At 72.3% G+C, this 16,407-nt stretch carries 13 protein-coding genes and 1 tRNA gene; 2 read left to right on the top strand and 12 right to left on the bottom strand.

Annotation, left to right across the window (positions count from 1 at the left end; translation table 11 throughout):
* Positions 1–2 precede the first annotated feature (2 nt).
* The 4 genes from ACZ66S_RS11230 to ACZ66S_RS11215 all read right to left on the bottom strand — a co-directional run bounded on the left by ACZ66S_RS11230 (position 3) and on the right by ACZ66S_RS11215 (position 6,426).
* Complete coding sequence (locus ACZ66S_RS11230) at positions 3–2,681, bottom strand: winged helix-turn-helix domain-containing protein (protein WP_469901232.1); 2,679 nt, start codon at positions 2,679–2,681, stop codon at positions 3–5.
* A 149-nt stretch (positions 2,682–2,830) separates the two neighbouring features.
* On the bottom strand, positions 2,831–4,654 hold the full coding sequence (locus ACZ66S_RS11225) for a glycoside hydrolase family 15 protein (RefSeq protein ID WP_469901231.1): 1,824 nt from the start codon (positions 4,652–4,654) through the stop codon (positions 2,831–2,833).
* A 189-nt stretch (positions 4,655–4,843) separates the two neighbouring features.
* A tRNA-Pro gene (locus ACZ66S_RS11220) sits at positions 4,844–4,917 on the bottom strand.
* Between the two features lie 81 nt (positions 4,918–4,998).
* Complete coding sequence (locus ACZ66S_RS11215; protein ID WP_469901230.1) at positions 4,999–6,426, bottom strand: MFS transporter; 1,428 nt, start codon at positions 6,424–6,426, stop codon at positions 4,999–5,001.
* Positions 6,427–6,600: 174 nt separating this feature from the next.
* On the opposite strand from ACZ66S_RS11215, the gene ACZ66S_RS11210 reads away from it, so the two are divergent.
* Positions 6,601–7,194 carry a TetR/AcrR family transcriptional regulator gene (locus ACZ66S_RS11210; RefSeq protein WP_469901229.1) on the top strand — a complete coding sequence of 198 codons (594 nt, stop codon included), beginning with the start codon at positions 6,601–6,603 and terminating at the stop codon, positions 7,192–7,194.
* Here ACZ66S_RS11210 and ACZ66S_RS11205 read toward each other — a convergent pair.
* The 5 genes from ACZ66S_RS11205 to ACZ66S_RS11185 form a co-directional block, all read right to left on the bottom strand.
* A complete protein-coding gene (locus tag ACZ66S_RS11205; protein WP_469901228.1) occupies positions 7,191–8,315 on the bottom strand; it encodes an Ldh family oxidoreductase in 1,125 nt (374 codons plus the stop codon). The two genes, ACZ66S_RS11210 and ACZ66S_RS11205, sit on opposite strands and share 4 nt — an antisense overlap.
* Positions 8,316–8,403: 88 nt before the next feature.
* Positions 8,404–10,113, bottom strand: a complete 1,710-nt coding sequence (locus ACZ66S_RS11200) for a thiamine pyrophosphate-dependent enzyme (protein WP_469901227.1) — start codon at positions 10,111–10,113, stop codon at positions 8,404–8,406.
* Positions 10,114–10,126: 13 nt separating this feature from the next.
* Positions 10,127–10,987, bottom strand: a complete 861-nt coding sequence (locus tag ACZ66S_RS11195) for an amidohydrolase family protein (RefSeq protein WP_469901226.1) — start codon at positions 10,985–10,987, stop codon at positions 10,127–10,129.
* Between the two features lie 122 nt (positions 10,988–11,109).
* Positions 11,110–12,306, bottom strand: coding sequence for an L-2-hydroxyglutarate oxidase (lhgO, locus tag ACZ66S_RS11190; protein ID WP_469901225.1), 1,197 nt, complete (start codon positions 12,304–12,306; stop codon positions 11,110–11,112).
* Entirely contained in the window at positions 12,299–13,759 is a 1,461-nt protein-coding gene (locus ACZ66S_RS11185; protein WP_469901224.1) for an aldehyde dehydrogenase family protein, read from the bottom strand. Before ACZ66S_RS11185 ends, lhgO begins: the two co-directional genes overlap by 8 nt.
* Positions 13,760–13,895: 136 nt before the next feature.
* Between ACZ66S_RS11185 and ACZ66S_RS11180 the strand changes: the two genes are divergently transcribed.
* Entirely contained in the window at positions 13,896–14,174 is a 279-nt protein-coding gene (locus ACZ66S_RS11180; protein WP_469901223.1) for a putative quinol monooxygenase, read from the top strand.
* 5 nt (positions 14,175–14,179) lie between these two features.
* Here the strand turns inward: ACZ66S_RS11180 and ACZ66S_RS11175 are convergent, their stop codons facing one another.
* Genes ACZ66S_RS11175 through ACZ66S_RS11165 form a run of 3 tightly spaced genes read right to left on the bottom strand, consistent with a single transcriptional unit; the run spans position 14,180 to position 16,401 of the window.
* Positions 14,180–15,145: a uroporphyrinogen decarboxylase/cobalamine-independent methonine synthase family protein gene (locus ACZ66S_RS11175; protein ID WP_469901222.1), complete on the bottom strand. Its 966-nt coding sequence runs from the start codon at positions 15,143–15,145 to the stop codon at positions 14,180–14,182.
* A 3-nt stretch (positions 15,146–15,148) separates the two neighbouring features.
* A complete protein-coding gene (locus tag ACZ66S_RS11170) occupies positions 15,149–15,619 on the bottom strand; it encodes a GlcG/HbpS family heme-binding protein (protein WP_469901221.1) in 471 nt (156 codons plus the stop codon).
* Entirely contained in the window at positions 15,616–16,401 is a 786-nt protein-coding gene (locus ACZ66S_RS11165; protein WP_469901220.1) for an alpha/beta fold hydrolase, read from the bottom strand. Before ACZ66S_RS11165 ends, ACZ66S_RS11170 begins: the two co-directional genes overlap by 4 nt.
* Positions 16,402–16,407: the final 6 nt, after the last annotated feature.

Raw genomic sequence — 16,407 nt, 5'->3', positions numbered from 1 at the left:
CCTCACAGCAGGCGCATGTCCCGGGCTCGGTGCACTGCCTCGCTGCGGCGGTTCACCTCCAGCTTCCGGTACAGGCTCTTGAGGTGGGTCTTCACCGTGTTCACCGAGAGGTACAGGTCCGCGGCGATCTCCTGGGTCGACATCATCTGCGCGAGCCGTTGCAGGACGTCGCGCTCGCGCTCGCTCAGCTCCTGCACGACGAGCGGCGCCGGGCGCGGGCCCTCGGTGGCCGGCCCGGGGGCGGGGCCGGGCACGAGCCACTCGGCGGCCAGCGGCCGCAGGGGGGCCGTGGCCAGGAAGGACCTGATCCAGCGGCCGGCGTCGAGGAAGGGGCGGCGAAGCCGTTCGCCCCGGGCGAGGACGAGGGCCTGCGCCACGAACCTGCGGACCGCTTCGGTGTCACCCACCACCTGTGCGGCCTGGGCTCGCACCAGCGCCGCCCGCACGGTCACCGCGGGCCCGGTCCGGCTCCCGGTGGGCACGCTGTCGAGCAGGTCGATCGCGGTGTCCGGCCGGCCCGCGGCGAGTTGCAGGCGCGCGGCCTCCACCGTCCAGGTCGGCTGGTCGTCGGGGAGGTGCCGGAGCAGCTCGGCGGCCGTGTCGGGCCGTCCTTCGGCCAGATGGACGGCGGAGGCGACCAGCCGCTCCAGGCTGGCCGCCCACGGTGAGGCGACGGCGGTGGACAGGGCCGGGGTCGCCGACTCCATGGCCGCACGCGCGTTGCCCCGTGCCAGTTGGAGCCGGGCGCTGGCGATCGCCCGCCCCGCGGCCGTCACCGGGTCCTGGGTGTCGAGGTCGAGTGCGTCGGCCTCGTCGAGGAGGGCCTGGGCCCGGCCCAGTTCGTGGCGGTCCACCGCCACGGCGGCCAGCACCAGCCGTTCGATGCCGGAGCCGGAGGACTGCGGAAGGCTGAACCGCTCGGTCTCGGTCATCGCCGCGAGGGCCTTGTGCTCGGCCCTGTCGGGCCATCCGTCGAGGTAGTCGAGCAGCGCCAGGTGGCCCATCGACTCCTCCCGGGGCAGCACCGTCAGGATCCCGCCGGGACAGTCGACCGCCTCGGACAGCGCGGCCCGCGCGTCCTCGTAGTGCCCGGCCCACAGACGCGTGGACCCCAGATGCGTCAGCAGGAGGGCGGACAGTTCGGGGTGCTTGTCCAGGAGCTGCGCGGAGACCTCCGGCAGTATCTCCTCGGCGGTCTCGGCGGCCTGTTCGGCCCGCGCGGGAGAACCGGTCAGCCTGGCGGCCACCGCCTCCAGGAAGGCCCAGCTCAGATGGGCGGCCGCCGGGTCCCCCTGGTCGGCCGCCAGCCGTGCCTCGGCGTGGTGCAGGTGGGCCACACCCCGGTCGAGGTCGTTCTGGGCGAGACCGCGAGCCGCCTGGACGAGTTCGGGCGCGGGACCCGTGGCCTCGGGACCCATCCGGGAGAACAGTTCGTTCAGGTCGTCGGAGCGCAGACTGGTGAAGAACTGTCCGATCGCGAGGTCGTCGACGACGGCGGCGGCGGTGAAGTCCCAGTCGGCGGCGGCGGCTCCGTGGGCGAGTGCCTCCGGGAGGGCGCCCCGGCGGCGCATCCACCGGGCCGCCACCCGGTGCAGGTCGGGTTCCAGACCGGGGTGGCGGACCCGGAGATGGGTCTGGAGTATCTCCCCGAACAGCGGGTGCAGGCGGTACCAGCCCTGTCCGAGATGCTCGACGAAGGCGTTGTCACGGTGCAGCTCGGTCAGGATGAGTCCGGCATCGGTCCGCTCGGTCAGCTCGTTCACCAGGTCGGGGCAGAAGCGGTCCAGGACACTGACCCGCAGCAGCAGGTCCTGCGTCGCCGCCGGCTGGCGCGTGAGCACCTCCGCCAGCAGGAAGTCGGCGACGGTGCTGCGGTCGGCCTCGAACTCCTTGAGGTACCTCTCCGGATCCGGGCTCTCCTGCGCGGCCAGGGCGCACAGCCGCAGGCCGGCGGCCCAGCCGCGGGTGCGCTCGACGAGGGCGCGTACGGCGTCGGCGGGCAGGCTGAGTCCGTGCAGTTCGAGGAGGGCCGCGGCCTCCTCGGGGTTCAGCGCGAGCTCGGCGTCCCGGATCTCCGTCAGGGTTCCGGCCGCCCGGTACCGGTGCAGGGAGAACGTCGGTTCGTTGCGGGTGACGAGGACGAGACGCAGCCCGGAACCGGCGTGCTGGAGCACGAACTCCACCTGTTCCGCCACCTCGGACGCGCTCACCCGGTCGAACTCGTCGAGCACGACCACCGGGGCCGGATCGCGTCCGACCAGGTCCTCGGCGATCTCCGACAGCACCTTGCGGCTCACCCGGCTCGGGTCCGCCGGGCAGTGGACCCGGTCGGACAGCGGGGTGCCGCAGATGCTGAGCGCCTGGAGGAAGTAGGCCCAGAACATGCCGGGGCGCTGTTCCTCCGCCTCGACGGTGAGCCAGCACACGGGCCGGTCCAGGCCGGCGATCCAGTCGGCGACCAGCAGGGTCTTCCCGGCCCCGGCCGAGCCGTTGACCATGGTCAGCGGTGTCCTGAGTCCCTCGTCCAGGTGCCGGGTCAGGCGTGGGCGGGAGAGGAACGTGGCGGGCCGCGTGGGTACCGCGAACCGCGTGCGCAAGAACGGGTCCCCGAGCGGATCGACAGGGCCTGCGGCCGCAGCCGCGGCGTTCCTCTCGCCTGTGACCACTGCGCTCACCACCATGTCTCGTCAGGTCATAGGCAGCGCGTCCTTAGCTCAGCTTTACACGCCGTCCCGACATTCACCCGACGAGGGGGGCCCACCGGTCCCCGCGCAGGGCCGGATCGCCCTGGTGGAGGGCCGATGGGCCCACTTTCAGCAAGCGCCCCGGGCTACCTGCCGACCGCGTCCATCTCGTGGTCCAGGGAGAGCGCGGCGGTGATCAGGGCGAGATGGGTGAATGCCTGCGGGAAGTTGCCGAGCTGCTCGCCCGTCGGGCCGATCTCCTCCGCGAAGAGACCCGCGTGGTTCGCGTAGGTCAGCATCTTGTCGAAGGCGTACCGCGCCGGTCCGAGCCGTCCCGAGCGGGCGAGCGCCTCGACGTACAGGAAGCTGCACAGGGAGAACGTGCCCTCGCTGCCGCGCAGGCCGTCCGGGGAGGCCGCCGGGTCGTAGCGGTGGACGAGGCTGTCCGAGACGAGCTCGTCCTCCATGGCGTCCAGGGTGGACAGCCAGCGCGGGTCCGTCGGCGAGAGGAAGCCGACGCTGGGCATGAGCAGCAGCGAGGCGTCCAGGGTGCTGTCCTCGTAGTGCTGGACGAAGGCGCGGCGCTTCGTGCTCCAGCCGCGTTCCATCACCTGGCTCAGGATGTCGTCGCGGGCCGTGCTCCACTGGGCGAGATCGGCCGGCCGGGCGAAGTCCCGGGCCATCCGGATGCCCCGGTCGAAGGCCGTCCAGCACATGAGCCGACTGTAGGTGAAGTCCTTGCGGCCGCCGCGCGTCTCCCAGATCCCCTCGTCGGGCTGGTCCCACGCCTTCACCAGCCAGTCGAGCACCCCGGACAGGGCCTGCCAGCCGTCGTAGGGCGGGATCTCGCCGAGCCGGCCGGCCGCCTGGGCCAGGGCCAGCGAGGCCTCTCCGTAGATGTCGAGCTGGAGCTGGTCGGCCGCTCCGTTGCCGACGCGCACCGGTGCCGAGCCGCGGTAGCCCTCGAAGTGGTCGAGCACCTCCTCGGTCAGCTCCGGGTCGCCGTCCACGCGGTACATGATCTGGAGGGGCTCGCCGGTCACCGTACGGCCCGCCCGCAGCCGGTCGCCCAGCCAGCGGCGGAACGCCTGGGCCTCCTCGACGTGACCGAGGCCCAGCAGGGCGCCGACCGACAGGGAGCCGTCGCGGACCCAGGTGTAGCGGTAGTCCCAGTTGCGGTCGCCGCCGATCTGCTCGGGCAGCCCCATGGTGGCCGCGGCGACCGGGGCACCGGTGGGCGCGTAGGTGAGCAGCTTGAGGGTGATGGCCGCCCGGTTGACCATGTCCTGCCAGCGGCCGCGGTACCGGCTGCGGCGGACCCAGGCGTGCCAGAAGTCCCGGGTCCGCTCGAACATCGCCACGACGTCCGCCTGCGTCACCGGTGCCACGGCCGCGTCGCCCGGGTCTCCCGTGGTGAGTACGACGGCCGCGAACTCGCCCTGCGTCAGGGTCAGTTCACCACGTACGTCGTCACCGTACCGGTCCCAGTGGAGGGGGCCGACGGCCTGGAGCACGGCCTGGCCGCCGGCGCCCCGGAAGCGGACCGTGTCCTCGCCCGCGACCGCCTGGTGCGCGGAGCGTCCGTAGTCGAAGCGGGGCCGGCACTCCAGGGAGAAACGCACCTGTCCCCGTGTCACGCGCAGGATCCTTACCAGGCGGTGGTGGTCCGCCGGCCGCTCGGGGCGCTCCACCGGCATGAAGTCGACGACCTCCCCCACCCCGGACTCGGTGAGGAAGCGGGTCACGAGCACCGCGGTGTCCTGGAGGTAGAGCTGGACCGGGGGCCGTCGGGTGTCGACGGACACCGCGAAGTGGCCGCCCTTGTCGTGGTCGAGGAGGGAGGCGAACAGACTGGGCGAGTCGAACCTCGGCGCGCAGAACCAGTCGACCGTGCCCTCGATGGAGACCAGGGCGGCCGTCTGGAGATCGCCGACCAGACCGTGGTCCTCGATCGGAGCGTAGCGTCGCATGAGCAGCTCTCCTTCCGGCCGCACGCACCCGGACGCCCTGGAGTCCCGGGCCCTCACCGCGCCAGCGTGTCAACGACGGAAGAGGGGTGCATCCCCCGTCACGGGTGAGGTCGCACGCGGCATTTCACGGGTGCGGTCGCACGCGAAAAAGGGCCCCGCGGGCTGATGCCCGCGAAGCCCTTCGTACCGTCGGGACGACAGGATTTGAACCTGCGACCCCTTGACCCCCAGTCAAGTGCGCTACCAAGCTGCGCCACGTCCCGGCCGCGATGTGCACGGGTGTTCCGTGTGATCGCGCAGCCAAACCCTACCGCACGCGCGCGGCCGGACCGACTGGCGGGACGTCAGCCCCGGGTGCCGACGGTCTCCCGGACCTCCGCGGGTCCCGTGACGACCCGGCGCACGGAGCGCCCCGCCGGGACGAGCAGCGCGGCCAGTGCCGCCGCCAGGCACAGCACGGCCAGCAGCGCGAACCCGTTCGTGTAGCCGGACTCGTGGGGCAGTCCGGAGGACTGGAGGTGACCGGTGACCAGGACGCTGGTGACCGCGGCGCCGATGGAGCCGCCGATGGTGCGGATGTTGGCGTTCATGCCGGTCGCGGCGCCGGTCTGGTCGGCCGGGACGCTGCCCACGATGAGGTTGGCCATGGAGGCGAAGGCGAGTCCGATGCCGAGGCCGAACAGGCCCGCGACGACGGCGATCTGCCACTGCTCGTCGTGCCACAGGGCGAGGAACCCGCAGGCCACCGCGCCCAGCGCGGCCCCCGTGGTGAGCAGGGCCTTGGCGCCGAGGACCGGCTCCAGACGGCCGCTCAGGACGCCGGCGAGGAACATCGCCACCAGCATCGGCAGCATGAGCAGCCCGGCCGCCGTGACACTCGCGCCGAAGCCGTAGCCGGCCGCGGACGGGGTCTGCACGAAGCCCGGCAGGAAGGACCAGATCGAGTACATGCCGGCGCCGAAGAGCAGCGCGGCGGTGTTGGTGGTCCACACGGCCGGCAGGCGCATGACCTTCAGGTCGATCAGCGGGGTGCGGGAGCGGGCCTCGGAGTACAGCCACAGCGCGAACAGTACGAGGGCCGCGCCGAACAGGCCGAGCACCCGGGCCGAGCCCCAGCCCCACTGGCCGGCCTGGCTCAGCGGCAGCAGCAGCGCGACCAGCCACGCGGACAGCAGGACGGCACCGGACCAATTGACGTTCCCCTGCGCCCTGGTGGGCGACTCGGGCACGTAGCGTACGGCGATCAGTGTCGCGGCGATCACGATGGCGACCGGGATCCAGAACAGCCAGCGGTAGTCGAGCGCGCTGACGATGGGACCGGCGGCGACGATGCCGACGCCGCCGCCCGCGGCGATCACCGCGGACAGGTTGCTGATGGAGCCGCTGACCTGGGACGCCTCGAACTCGTCGCGGATGATGCCGAAGGAGAGCGGGAACAGGGCGCCGCCGACGCCCTGGACGACCCGGGCGACGATCAGGACGCCGATGCTGGGGGCGAGCGCGGCGAGGACACAGCCGACGGTCACCGTCACCAGGACGGCGACGAGGGTGCGCTTCTTGCCGATCAGGTCGCCGACCCGGCCGAGGATCGGCGTGAAGATCGAGGCGGACAGCAGATACGCGGTCATCACCCAGGTCGCGGTGGACTGCGAGGTGTGCAGCGCGTGCTGGACGGTCGGCAGGGCGGGCGCGATCAGCGACTGGAGCATGGAGAACACGCCGGCGCCGGCCGCGAGGACGGCGAAGGTGAGACGGGTGGACGTGCGGGGCATGGAGAGCCTCTCCGAACACAGAGTGCGGCCGGAGCCTCGTGGGAAGCGGTCGCGGAAAGGACGGTGGACGCACCTCGACTGCTAGAGTGGAGGCACGCCTCCACTCTAGCGGAGGCACCCCTCCGCTTCAACCCGTTCCGGAGGTGCACCTCCGTTTCAGCCCGGGAGGCAGCCGTGACCGCCCCGTCGTTCCCCGTCACCGAGATCGTCGCGTCCCGTCGGCCACACCGGAAGGACGCCGCCCGCAACTACGACGCCCTGCTGGCCGCCGCCCGCGAGGCGTTCGCGGAGCACGGCTCGGACGCCTCCCTGGAGGACATCGCGCGGCGCGCGGGCGTGGGCATCGGCACGCTGTACCGGAACTTCCCCACCCGCCGCCACCTCTTCGAGAGCGTCTACGCGGACGAGGTGAACACCCTGGTACGGGTGGCCCAGGACCTCGCCGACCACGAGCCGTGGGAGGCGCTCACCGCCTGGCTCGACCGGTTCGCGGGCTACATGGTGACCAAGCGGGCGGTGCGCGAGGCGCTCAACGACGAGTCGGAGATCTTCGCCGCGTGCCGGGACTCGATGTACGCGGCGGGCGGGCCGCTGTTCGAGCGGGCGCAGAAGGCGGGCCTGGCCCGCCCGGACATGGACTTCGTGGAGCTGCTGCGCATGGTCGCCGGGATCACGGCGACGGCCTTCGACGACGACGCCCAGCGCGACCGGGTGCTGTCGATCGCGCTGGACGGGGTGCGGGCGGTACGGGCAGCGGAGAGCGCTTAGGAACTCAAAGCCCCTGTCGCCGTCGGCGTGCGGGCCGCATGTGGCTGGTCGCGCAGTTCCCCGCGCCCCTGACTGGGCACACTCACCCCCAGACCGGAAGCACGGTCCCTCAGGTCGCGCCACACCTTCACAGGTACCGGGATGCCCTTCGCACCGCGTTCCACGGCCACCGTGGCACTGCGTTCGCCCGGGTAGAAGACGCCTTCGACCCCCTCCGCCACCGGCAGGCCCTTCAACGTGTCCAGGGTCGCGTCCACGCCCTCCGCAAACGCCTCCGCGCCCCCGAAGGCCGCCGGGTCCACCGCGATGAGCAGGGCGTTCTGGCGGTGCTTACGGCCCTTCGGGTCGGCGGAGTGGAACGCCGCGAAGATCGGGGCGCCGACCAGGACGCTGGTGAGGAGCTCGAAGGCCAGGGACATGCCCGAGCCCTTCGCACCGCCCAGCGGCAGGGGCATGACCGCCGCCGCGGGGTCCGTGGTGGGGGTGCCGTCCTCCGTGGCGGCCGCACCCTCCGGCAGCGGCGTGCCGCTCGCCTTCGCCTGGCGGATCCTGCCGAGGGCGACGGTGGCCGTGGCCATGTCCAGCAACAGGGGCGCCCGGTTCCCGGAGGGTACGGCGATCGCGAGCGGGCTGGTCGCCACGGCCGCGCCCCGCACCCCCGTGTAGCCCATGTTCGGCATGCCGGCGACGAACCCGAGGCCGACCAGCCCCTGCTCGGCGATCTTCGAGACGTAGTAGCCGATCGCCCCGGTGTGCACGGTCTCGCGCACACCGACGGAGGCGATCCCGGTCGTACGGGCCCGGCTCACCGCCTCCTCCGCGGCGGCGGAGAGGGCGACCGGACCGGGCGCGCGGTCGGCGTGCAGGACGGCCGCGGCCGGGGTGCTCGACGCCACCTCGATCTCCGGCCGGGCGTTGGCCACACCCTTGGCGAGCAGGTCCAGGTAGGCGGGCACGCGGGCGATCCCGTGCGAGTCGACACCACGGAGCGCGGCCCAGACGAACACGTCGGCCGTGGTCGCGGCGTGCTCGGGGCTCAGACCGCCCTTCTCCAGCAGAGCGGTGCAGAAGGTGCGCAGATCATCTGCGGGCACCAGGACCTTGGGGGGTGCATCGGACATGACGACAAAGCCTCCTCGGGCAGGGAGCGCCCCCTGAGGGGCGCGGGGAACCGCGCGGCCGGCCGAACGGCCCGCGGACGAAAGGAACTCAGCGGGTGACGAGCACGTCGACCACGGCCGTCGTCCCCTCGCCCACCGCCTTGAACGCCCGCTCCAGAGCGGGCCCGAGCGCGTCCCGCGTGTCGACGGTCTCGGTGTGCATCCCGAACGGCTCGGCGAACGAGGCCAGTCGGGGCAGCCGCCGCAGGTCCGTCCCCAACCACTCCCCCGTGTCCGCGGCCGCCCCCTCGGGGTAGAACCGCCGGTGGTTGAGATTCATCGACTTGTAGACCCGGTTGTTGAACACCACGATGAGCAGCGGCAGTTCGTACGCCCTGGAGGCGTCGTACGACGGGATCACCGGGTTGTAGGCGAAGGCGCCGTCCCCGACGGTGAGCACCACGGGCCGTTCGGGCGCGGCGAGTTTGACCCCGAGGGCCACCGCGATGCCCTGGCCGAGGCCGCCCTGGACGTAGAAGTAGGAGTCGGGAGCCGAGGTCGGCACGTGCCGCCGCACCACGCGGCTGTGGGTGATCGTCTCGTCCACGACGACGGAGTCCGTGCCCTCGAGCAGTCGGCGCAGGCAGGCCGCCAGGTGCACCGGATCCACACCGTCGCCCTGCGCGGCCCGTTCCTCGGCGGAGCCGGTCGCGGCCCGCTCCGCGGCGAACCGTGCCTCCTGCGCCGCCCGCCGCTCGCCCACGACCGCCCGGTCCAGGTCCTTCGCCCGCCTGGTGAGCTGTCGCAGCGTGTGGGTGACGTTCCCCTCCAGGTACCGGTCGGCGAAGAGCACCTGGTAGACGACGTGCGGCCGCTGCGGCACCTCGTCGAGCACCACGACCCGCGCCTTGGCGGGCCGGCGCGAGGGCGGGTAGAAGGGGGCCCGGCAGTTCACGAGGAGGATCAGGTCGGCCTCGTCCATCCACGGCCCGATGTCGCTGCCGGCGTGCAGCGGATGCGTGCGCGGGAAGTTGCCGCAGACCGCCGAGTCGGGCTCGACGACCGGGACGCCCCAGGCCTCGGCGAAGGCCACCAGCGCCTCGAAGCCGCCCGCCTCCCGGCCTGCCGTCTCCGTGACGATCACGGGGTTGCGGGCCTCCCGGATCATCCGCGCGACCTGGTCGACCTCCTCCGGTGAGCTGTGCGTGGAGCCGGGAGCGACGACGGGATCGGCCGCGCGGCCGTCCCAGTCCTCCAGGAGGATCTCCAGCGGGATGTTCAGGTACGTCGGTCCCGCGGGCGCCCGCCAGGCCAGCTCCGCCGCCCGCGTGACCATCGTGGGAAGGGTGTGGACGCTCGCCGCCTCGGTGGCCCACTTGGTGAACGGCTGGGCCACGGAGTGCGGGCCGCCCACGACGGACAGGTTGCGGTACCACTGTCCGCCGGGGTCCGGGCCGGGTCCGTCGCCGTAGGTCGTCGACTCCGAGGAGGCGACGACCATCGGGACCCCGGCGAGCAGCGCCCCGTGCACCGCCATGGAGCCCTGGAGCAGCCCGGGTGCCGCGTGCAGCAGCACCCCCTGCGGCCGGCGCCTGAGAAGTCCGTACCCGGTGGCCATGCCGACCGCGACGGTCTCGTGGGTCAGGTCCAGGTACCCGGGGCAGGGCAGTCCGTCCCGGTGGCGCCGGGCGAGGGACTCCCACACCGGGGCCCACTCGGAGCCGGAGGAGCAGAAGAGGTGGTCGACGCCGGCGGCGTCGAAGGCGGTGACGAGGGCGTCGCCGCCGTCGGGGCCGCGGGAGTCGGTCGTGTCGGTCATCTCCGGTGCGCCCTCAGCCCTCGATCGGCCAGTCGAGGACCTCGGAGATACCGCGGCCCATGATCCATTCGAGCTCCTCGGGGGTGAAGTCCCAGTGCTTGGTGAACTGTTCGATCGTGTCGGTGTAGGTGATGCCGTGGCCGAGCAGCCGCGTGATGTCGGTGCCGTAGAAGCAGCGCTGCGGGCCCATCCTGTCGACCATCTCGCGCACGTACTTCTGGATGTTGTTGTTCGGGAAGGGGTGCGTGGAGTAGCCGGGCAGCGCCGAGACCTTCACATAGATGTTCGGGTGGGCGGCCAGGTCGGCGGTCTCCGAGACCCAGTAGCCGATCGCGTCGTCCACGCAGCGGGCCATGATGCCCATGTGGTCGATGATGATCCGCAGTTCGGGGTGCTTCGCGGCGATCTCGCCCAACTCCCGCTTCCAGATGGGCGCGTGGACCATGGTCGGGATGCGCAGTTCCTCGGCGAGCGGCCAGTACCAGTCGTTGGTGCCGTCGATCATCCAGTTCCGGTCGATCGGCCGGTGGAAGGTCAGGCGGGTGCCCTTGACATGCGGGTTCTGGGCGAAGTCCGTGAGCATCGCCGAGCCCTCACGGGGCTTGTCCTGCGGGATGCGGGCCATGATGCCGAAGCGGTCGGGGTGCGCCTCGCAGGCCTCCAGGGCGTAGTCGATGCGGTCGCCCTCCCAGGACGGCGGCAGGATCAGCGCGCGGTTCACGCCGGCCTCGTCCATCAGCTCCAGCGCCTCCTCGTAGGAGAAGGGGTCCTCGCGGTGGCCGTTGAGACGGATGCGCTCCCGCGCGCCCGGCACCCAGGGGCGGTCCGGGGTCTCTTCCTTCCAGATGTGGATCTGGGTGTCGACGACGAACATGGCTTCAACTCTTTCCGTAGAGCGGGGAGACGGGGTGGTGCGGAGGGAACGCTAGGCGGGCGGCGGGGCCTTGCTAAGTCCCCGGGAGCGCAACCAGAAAGTGCGCCCTGCGCAGGGAAGTCTCAGTGCGCGAACACGGCGTCCGCGATGTGTTCGGCGATCGCCATCGACGCCGTCGCGGCGGGCGAGGGCGCGTTGCGCACGGCGGTGACACGGCCGACGCGATGGATGCGGAAGTCGTCGACGAGTGTGCCGTCGCGGTCCAGTGCCTGGGCGCGCACACCGGCCCCGCCGCGCACGACGTCGGCGGCGGAGACGGCGGGCACGTACAGCCCGGCGTCCTTCATGAAGGCCGCGACGGAGAAGGAGCCCCGGTACTCCTTGATGCCGGTGCGCCAGTGCCGGGCCGCCATCCGCCAGGTGCCGGGGTAGGCGGCGAGGCCGAGGAGGTCTCTCGGGGAGACCCTGGTCCGTGTGTAGCCCTCGCGCGCCAGGGCGAGGACGGCGTTGGGGCCGACCTCCACGCTGCCGTCCACGCGGGGCGTGAAGTGCACGCCGAGAAAGGGGTACCGGGGGTCGGGCACCGGGTAGACCAGGCCGCGCACCAGGTGGCTCCGCTCCGGTCTGAGCAGCATGTACTCGCCCCGGAACGGCACGATCCGCGGCTCGGGACGGTCCTGCGCGAGTCCCGCGACCGTGTCGGACATGAGGCCCGCGCACAGGACCAGCCGGTCGACCCTGACGCGTTCCCGCGCGCAGGCCGCCTCGATCCCGCCGGGCACGGACGTGAGGGACGTGACGGGGAAGCCCAGCCGCACCTCGCCGCCGGAGTCCACGACGTCCTGGGCGAAGGCGCGGGCGATCGCCGGGTAGTCGGTGATCGCGGTGCGCGGCGAGTGCAGGGCCGCGACACCGCCGGCGTGCGGCTCGATCTCCCGGATCTCCTCGCGGGAGACCTTCCTGAGGTCGGGCACGTGGTTGTTGCGGGCCCGCTCGTACAGGTCGTTCATCCGCCCGAGTTCGTCCTCGCGCACGGCCGTCACCAGCTTGCCGATCTCGCGGTACGGCAGCGCGCGGTCCTGGCAGTACTCGCGCAGCAGGGAAACGCCCCGGACGGTGAGGTCCGCCTTCAGGCTGCCGGGCTTGTAGTAGATGCCGGCGTGCACGACACCGGAGTTGTGCCCGGTCTGGTGGAGGGCGACCGCCCGCTCCTTCTCCAGGACCACGACCCGGGTGCCGGGACGGCGCAGGGCGATCTCACGGGCCGTGGCCAGTCCCACGATGCCGGCGCCGACGACGCCGACGGTCTCGTCAGCCACGGTCCTGCTCCGGGGCGCCGAGGTTGATCGCCACCGTCTTGACCCGGGTGGAGAAGCGGAGCACCTCGTCGCCCTGCTCCTTGTACGCGGTACCGGAGTCGTGGAACCCGCCGAAGGGCAGGTGGACGTCCCAGCCGGTGGTCGTGGTGTTGACGGCGACCTGGCCGCACTCGGCCTCGTCGGCGAAGCGGTGGGCGCTCGCCAGGTCGCGGGTGAAGACGGCGGCGGCGAGGCCGAAGTCGGAGTCGTTGACCGCTTCGACGGCAGCGGCGAAGTCGTCGACCGCGCGGACGGCGAGGACCGGTCCGAAGACTTCCTCGCGCCAGATCGCCATCGCGGGGGTGACCTCGGCGAGGACGGTCGGCCGGACGTAGCAGCCGTGGGGGCGGTCCGTGTCGGCCTGCCCCCCGGTGAGCACGGTGGCGCCCTGCTCGACGGCCCGCGCGAGGTCGGCGAGGACGGAGTCCCGCTGCTTCGGGCTGGACAGGGGGCACAGGGTGGTCCGCGGGTCACTGCCCGGACCGAGCCTCAGCGTCTCGACCTCGGCGACCAGGAGCCGGGTGAACTCCTCGTGCGCCGGCCGCTCGACGATCACCCGGCTGGTGGCGGTGCAGCGCTGCCCGGCCTGGCCGAAGGCGGCGGCGACGACGGCCCTGGCGGCGGCCTGCGGATCGGCGTCCTTCAGTACGACGGAGGCGTTCTTGCCGCCCAGCTCGCCCTGGAAGCGGACGTTGCGGTCGGCGAGGCGCCGCCGGATGCGATTGCCGACGGCGTTGGAGCCGGTGAAGGTGATGCCGGCGATCCTCGGGTCGTCGAGCAGGGCCTCCTCGATCTCGGCCGTGCGGCCCGTGACGACGTTCAGCACGCCGGCCGGCAGACCCGCGTCGTGCAGGGCGCGGGCGAAGTGCAGGGCCGCGAGCGGGGTTTCACCGGCCGGCTTGAACACGGCCGGGTTGCCGGTAGCGAGCAGCGGGGCGAGCTTGCGGGCCGGGGTGATCAGCGGGTCGTTCCAGGGGCTGATCACGAGGATCACGCCGATGGGCTCGCGCTGGGTGTGGACACGGTGGTGCGGGCGCACGTCGTGCAGGAGGGTGCCGTAGCCCTGGCGGGCGAGTCCGGCGTAGTACTCCAGGAAGTCGGCGGCCTTGAGGGTCTCGCCGGTGGACTCGGTCAGGGTCTTGCCGTTCTCGGCGGTGACGTCCCGCGCGATCCCGTCCACCCGTTCCCGGATCAGCCGGGCCGCGTCGGTGAGGATCCTCGCGCGTTCGAAGGGGCTGGTGCGCTTCCAGCCGCCGAAGGCGCGCTCGGCGTGGTCGTAGGCGCGGGTGACGTCCTTGGCGGTGAGGGCCGGCACTCGGGCGATCGGCGCGCGGACGTCGGCCGGATCGTGGACGTCGATCCAGTGGCCGGTCGCCACCCACTCGCCGCCGGACAGGGTTTCGAGGGTACGCATGCGGTTCACCAGACCTCAGCGGGGGACGAGGGGACCAGCCCCGGGACGGCAGACATTGGTTGCGCTGCACGCGCGCCCCTCATCAGGGGATTCGTGCTGGAATCGGCGGGCCGGACCAGCGACCTGGAGGAATCGGATGGCCTTTGCAGTCATCGCCCGCTACCACTGCGACCCCGCCGACGAGAGCGCGGTGCGCGCCGCGCTGCTGGAGGTGCGGGGGCACACGCGGGCGGAGCCGGCGAACCTGGGGTACGAGGTGCACGCCGTGGAGGGCGGGTTCCTGCTGTACGAGCAGTACGCCGACCGGGCCGGCTTCGAGGCGCACAAGGCCACCGATCACTTCCGCGAGGTCATCGTGGAAAGGGTCTGGCCGCTGCTCACGGAGCGGTCGGTGACCTTCGCCGAACTTCTGTGAAGGCGTCAGAACTCGTTGCCCCACACGTACCGGGCCAGCGTCTCCACCAGCACGATCTTCCGGCGCTGGCCCTCGGCGCTCAGCAGCGGCCGGCTCGCCACGTCGGCGAAGCCCCGGGAGGGCGACAGCGCCGCGTCCTCCAGGTCCTTGACCTCACCAGCCGCGTCGATCCTGGTCAGCACCGTGTCGATGTCCTCCAGCTCGGGCACGGTCGGGTCGACCACGCCCAGGCACACGTCACGGTCCTCGGGCAGCGCTCTGACCAGGTCGAGTTCGGCCTCGGTGCCCTGGTCGAAGGGAAGGACCCAGCGGTCGGCCGGGATCGCCTCGTACATCTTCTCGATCCGGGAGCGGTCGACCTCGGCGGGGGCCCGCCGGCCCGGGCAGACGGCGATCCGGACGCCCTCGGGGCGCTCGTCGAGGCGTACCGCGTGGGCGTCGGCCGCCAGCAGGTCCTCGTCGTCCGAACCCTCCAGCAGCAGCGGGTTGTTGAGCTGGACGAGGCGTACGCCCCCGGCCACCAGCAGCTCGATCTCCGCCCGGACGATCTCCGCCAGCACCTCGGCGAGTTGCTGAACCGAGGAGGGGCCGAGACCGGGCCGGTAGGTCGTGGCGGCGAGGTACGCCGGGGAGGGCAGCGCCACCTTGGGCGCGATCACCGTGAGTCCGGCGAGTTTCTCCGCCCAGTCCGCGACCAGCGGGCCGTCCGCCTTCGGCAGGGACTCCGCGACCCAGCGGACCAGGCCGTCGGGGCCCGTCTCCTCGGTACGGCGGAATCCCGACACCCCGTCGAGGACCGCGCTGCGGAAGTCCTCCCGGGGGAAGTCGCCGTCGGTGACGACCGTGGAGCGCAGGTGGCGCTGGAGGGCCACCGCGTCCTCGACGGCCTGTCCGACGCCGGTGGTGGCGAGGTCGGCGGGCCGGACCAGGCTGCCGTGGTGGTCGATGCGGTAGTTGAAGGTGTCCGCCATGGGTCACGCGTCCTTTCCGGTCGGCGTCCCGGCGACGCCCCACGCGGCGAACTCCAGTTCGTAGCCGAGGGACGCGAGGGCCTCCTCGGCGATCCGCTGGTCCTCGTCGGCGGTGCCGCCGGCGATGCCGAGGCCGCCGATGACCTCGCCGTCCTTCTTGACGGTGACGCTGCCCTCGGTGGCCATGATCGGCAGGGCGGCGCCGGGGAGTTGGGAGAGCTGGGAGAAGAACACCGGCTGGCTCTCCTGCCACTTCTTCAGCATCGTGCCGGGGCGCTGCATGATCGCCGCCGTGTAGGCCTTGGCGCGGGCGATGTCCGGGGTGAGGGGGCGGGCGCCGTCCGCGCGGCGTACGGCGACGGGGAATCCGCCCGCGTCCACGACGGCCACGCTCACCGCCTTCCCGACGGCCCGGGCGCGCTGGTGGGCGGCGTCGACGATCGCCTCGGCGGCGTCCAGGGTGAGGGTACTCATACGGCTTCCTTCGGTGCGGTGAGGGTGCGGCGCAGGCGGGCGACGACCGCGTTGTAGGGGTCCGGTGTCTCCCAGTACATGGAGTGCGGGGCGCCCTCGACGATCTCCAGGTGCGAGCCGGGGAGCAGTTCGTGGGCGCGGGTCACCGTCTTCACGCCGAGGACCGCGTCCTGCTCGCCCGCGAGGAAGGCGATCCGGACGCCGGACGCCTGGATCTCCGCCAGGGACGGCCCGTTCGTGTCGAGGTTGCGCAGGTCCTGCATCCGGGCGGCGTTGAAGGTGCCCATCTGCTGGAACAGGAAGGTGAGGTCGGCCCGCTGCGACTGGAACGGCTTCGTGAGGAGCCGGTCGATCACGGGCAGTCGTACGGCTTCGGCGCGGTCGGCGGCGGCCAGTTCCCTCAGCTCGGGGTGGTCGATGCCGCCCAGGGAGTGGCCGAGGACGACGGAGGAGACCCGCTCGGGGCGTGTCAGGCCGGCGCGCAGGGCGGCGACCGAGCCGATGGACTGGCCGACCAGCATGACGTCGGTCAGGTCCTCGGCGTCGAGGACGGCCACGATGTCGCCGGGGAAGTCCTGGCCGTCGAACTCCGGCATGGACGAGTCGGACCTGCCGAAACCGCGCAGGTCGACGGTGAGGACGGTGAAGTCGGCGCGCAGGGCGGCGACCTGCTGCCACCAGGCGGCGTGGTGGCCGCCGCTGCCGTGCACGAACAGGATCGCCGGGCCGCTGCCGTGGCGCTCGTAGTAGATGGCGGTGCCGTCGGAGTCGGCATAGGGCATGAGGAT

Source organism: Streptomyces sp. NPDC107471 (assembly GCF_055582845.1).
This window is presented reverse-complemented; position numbering and strand designations above follow the sequence as displayed.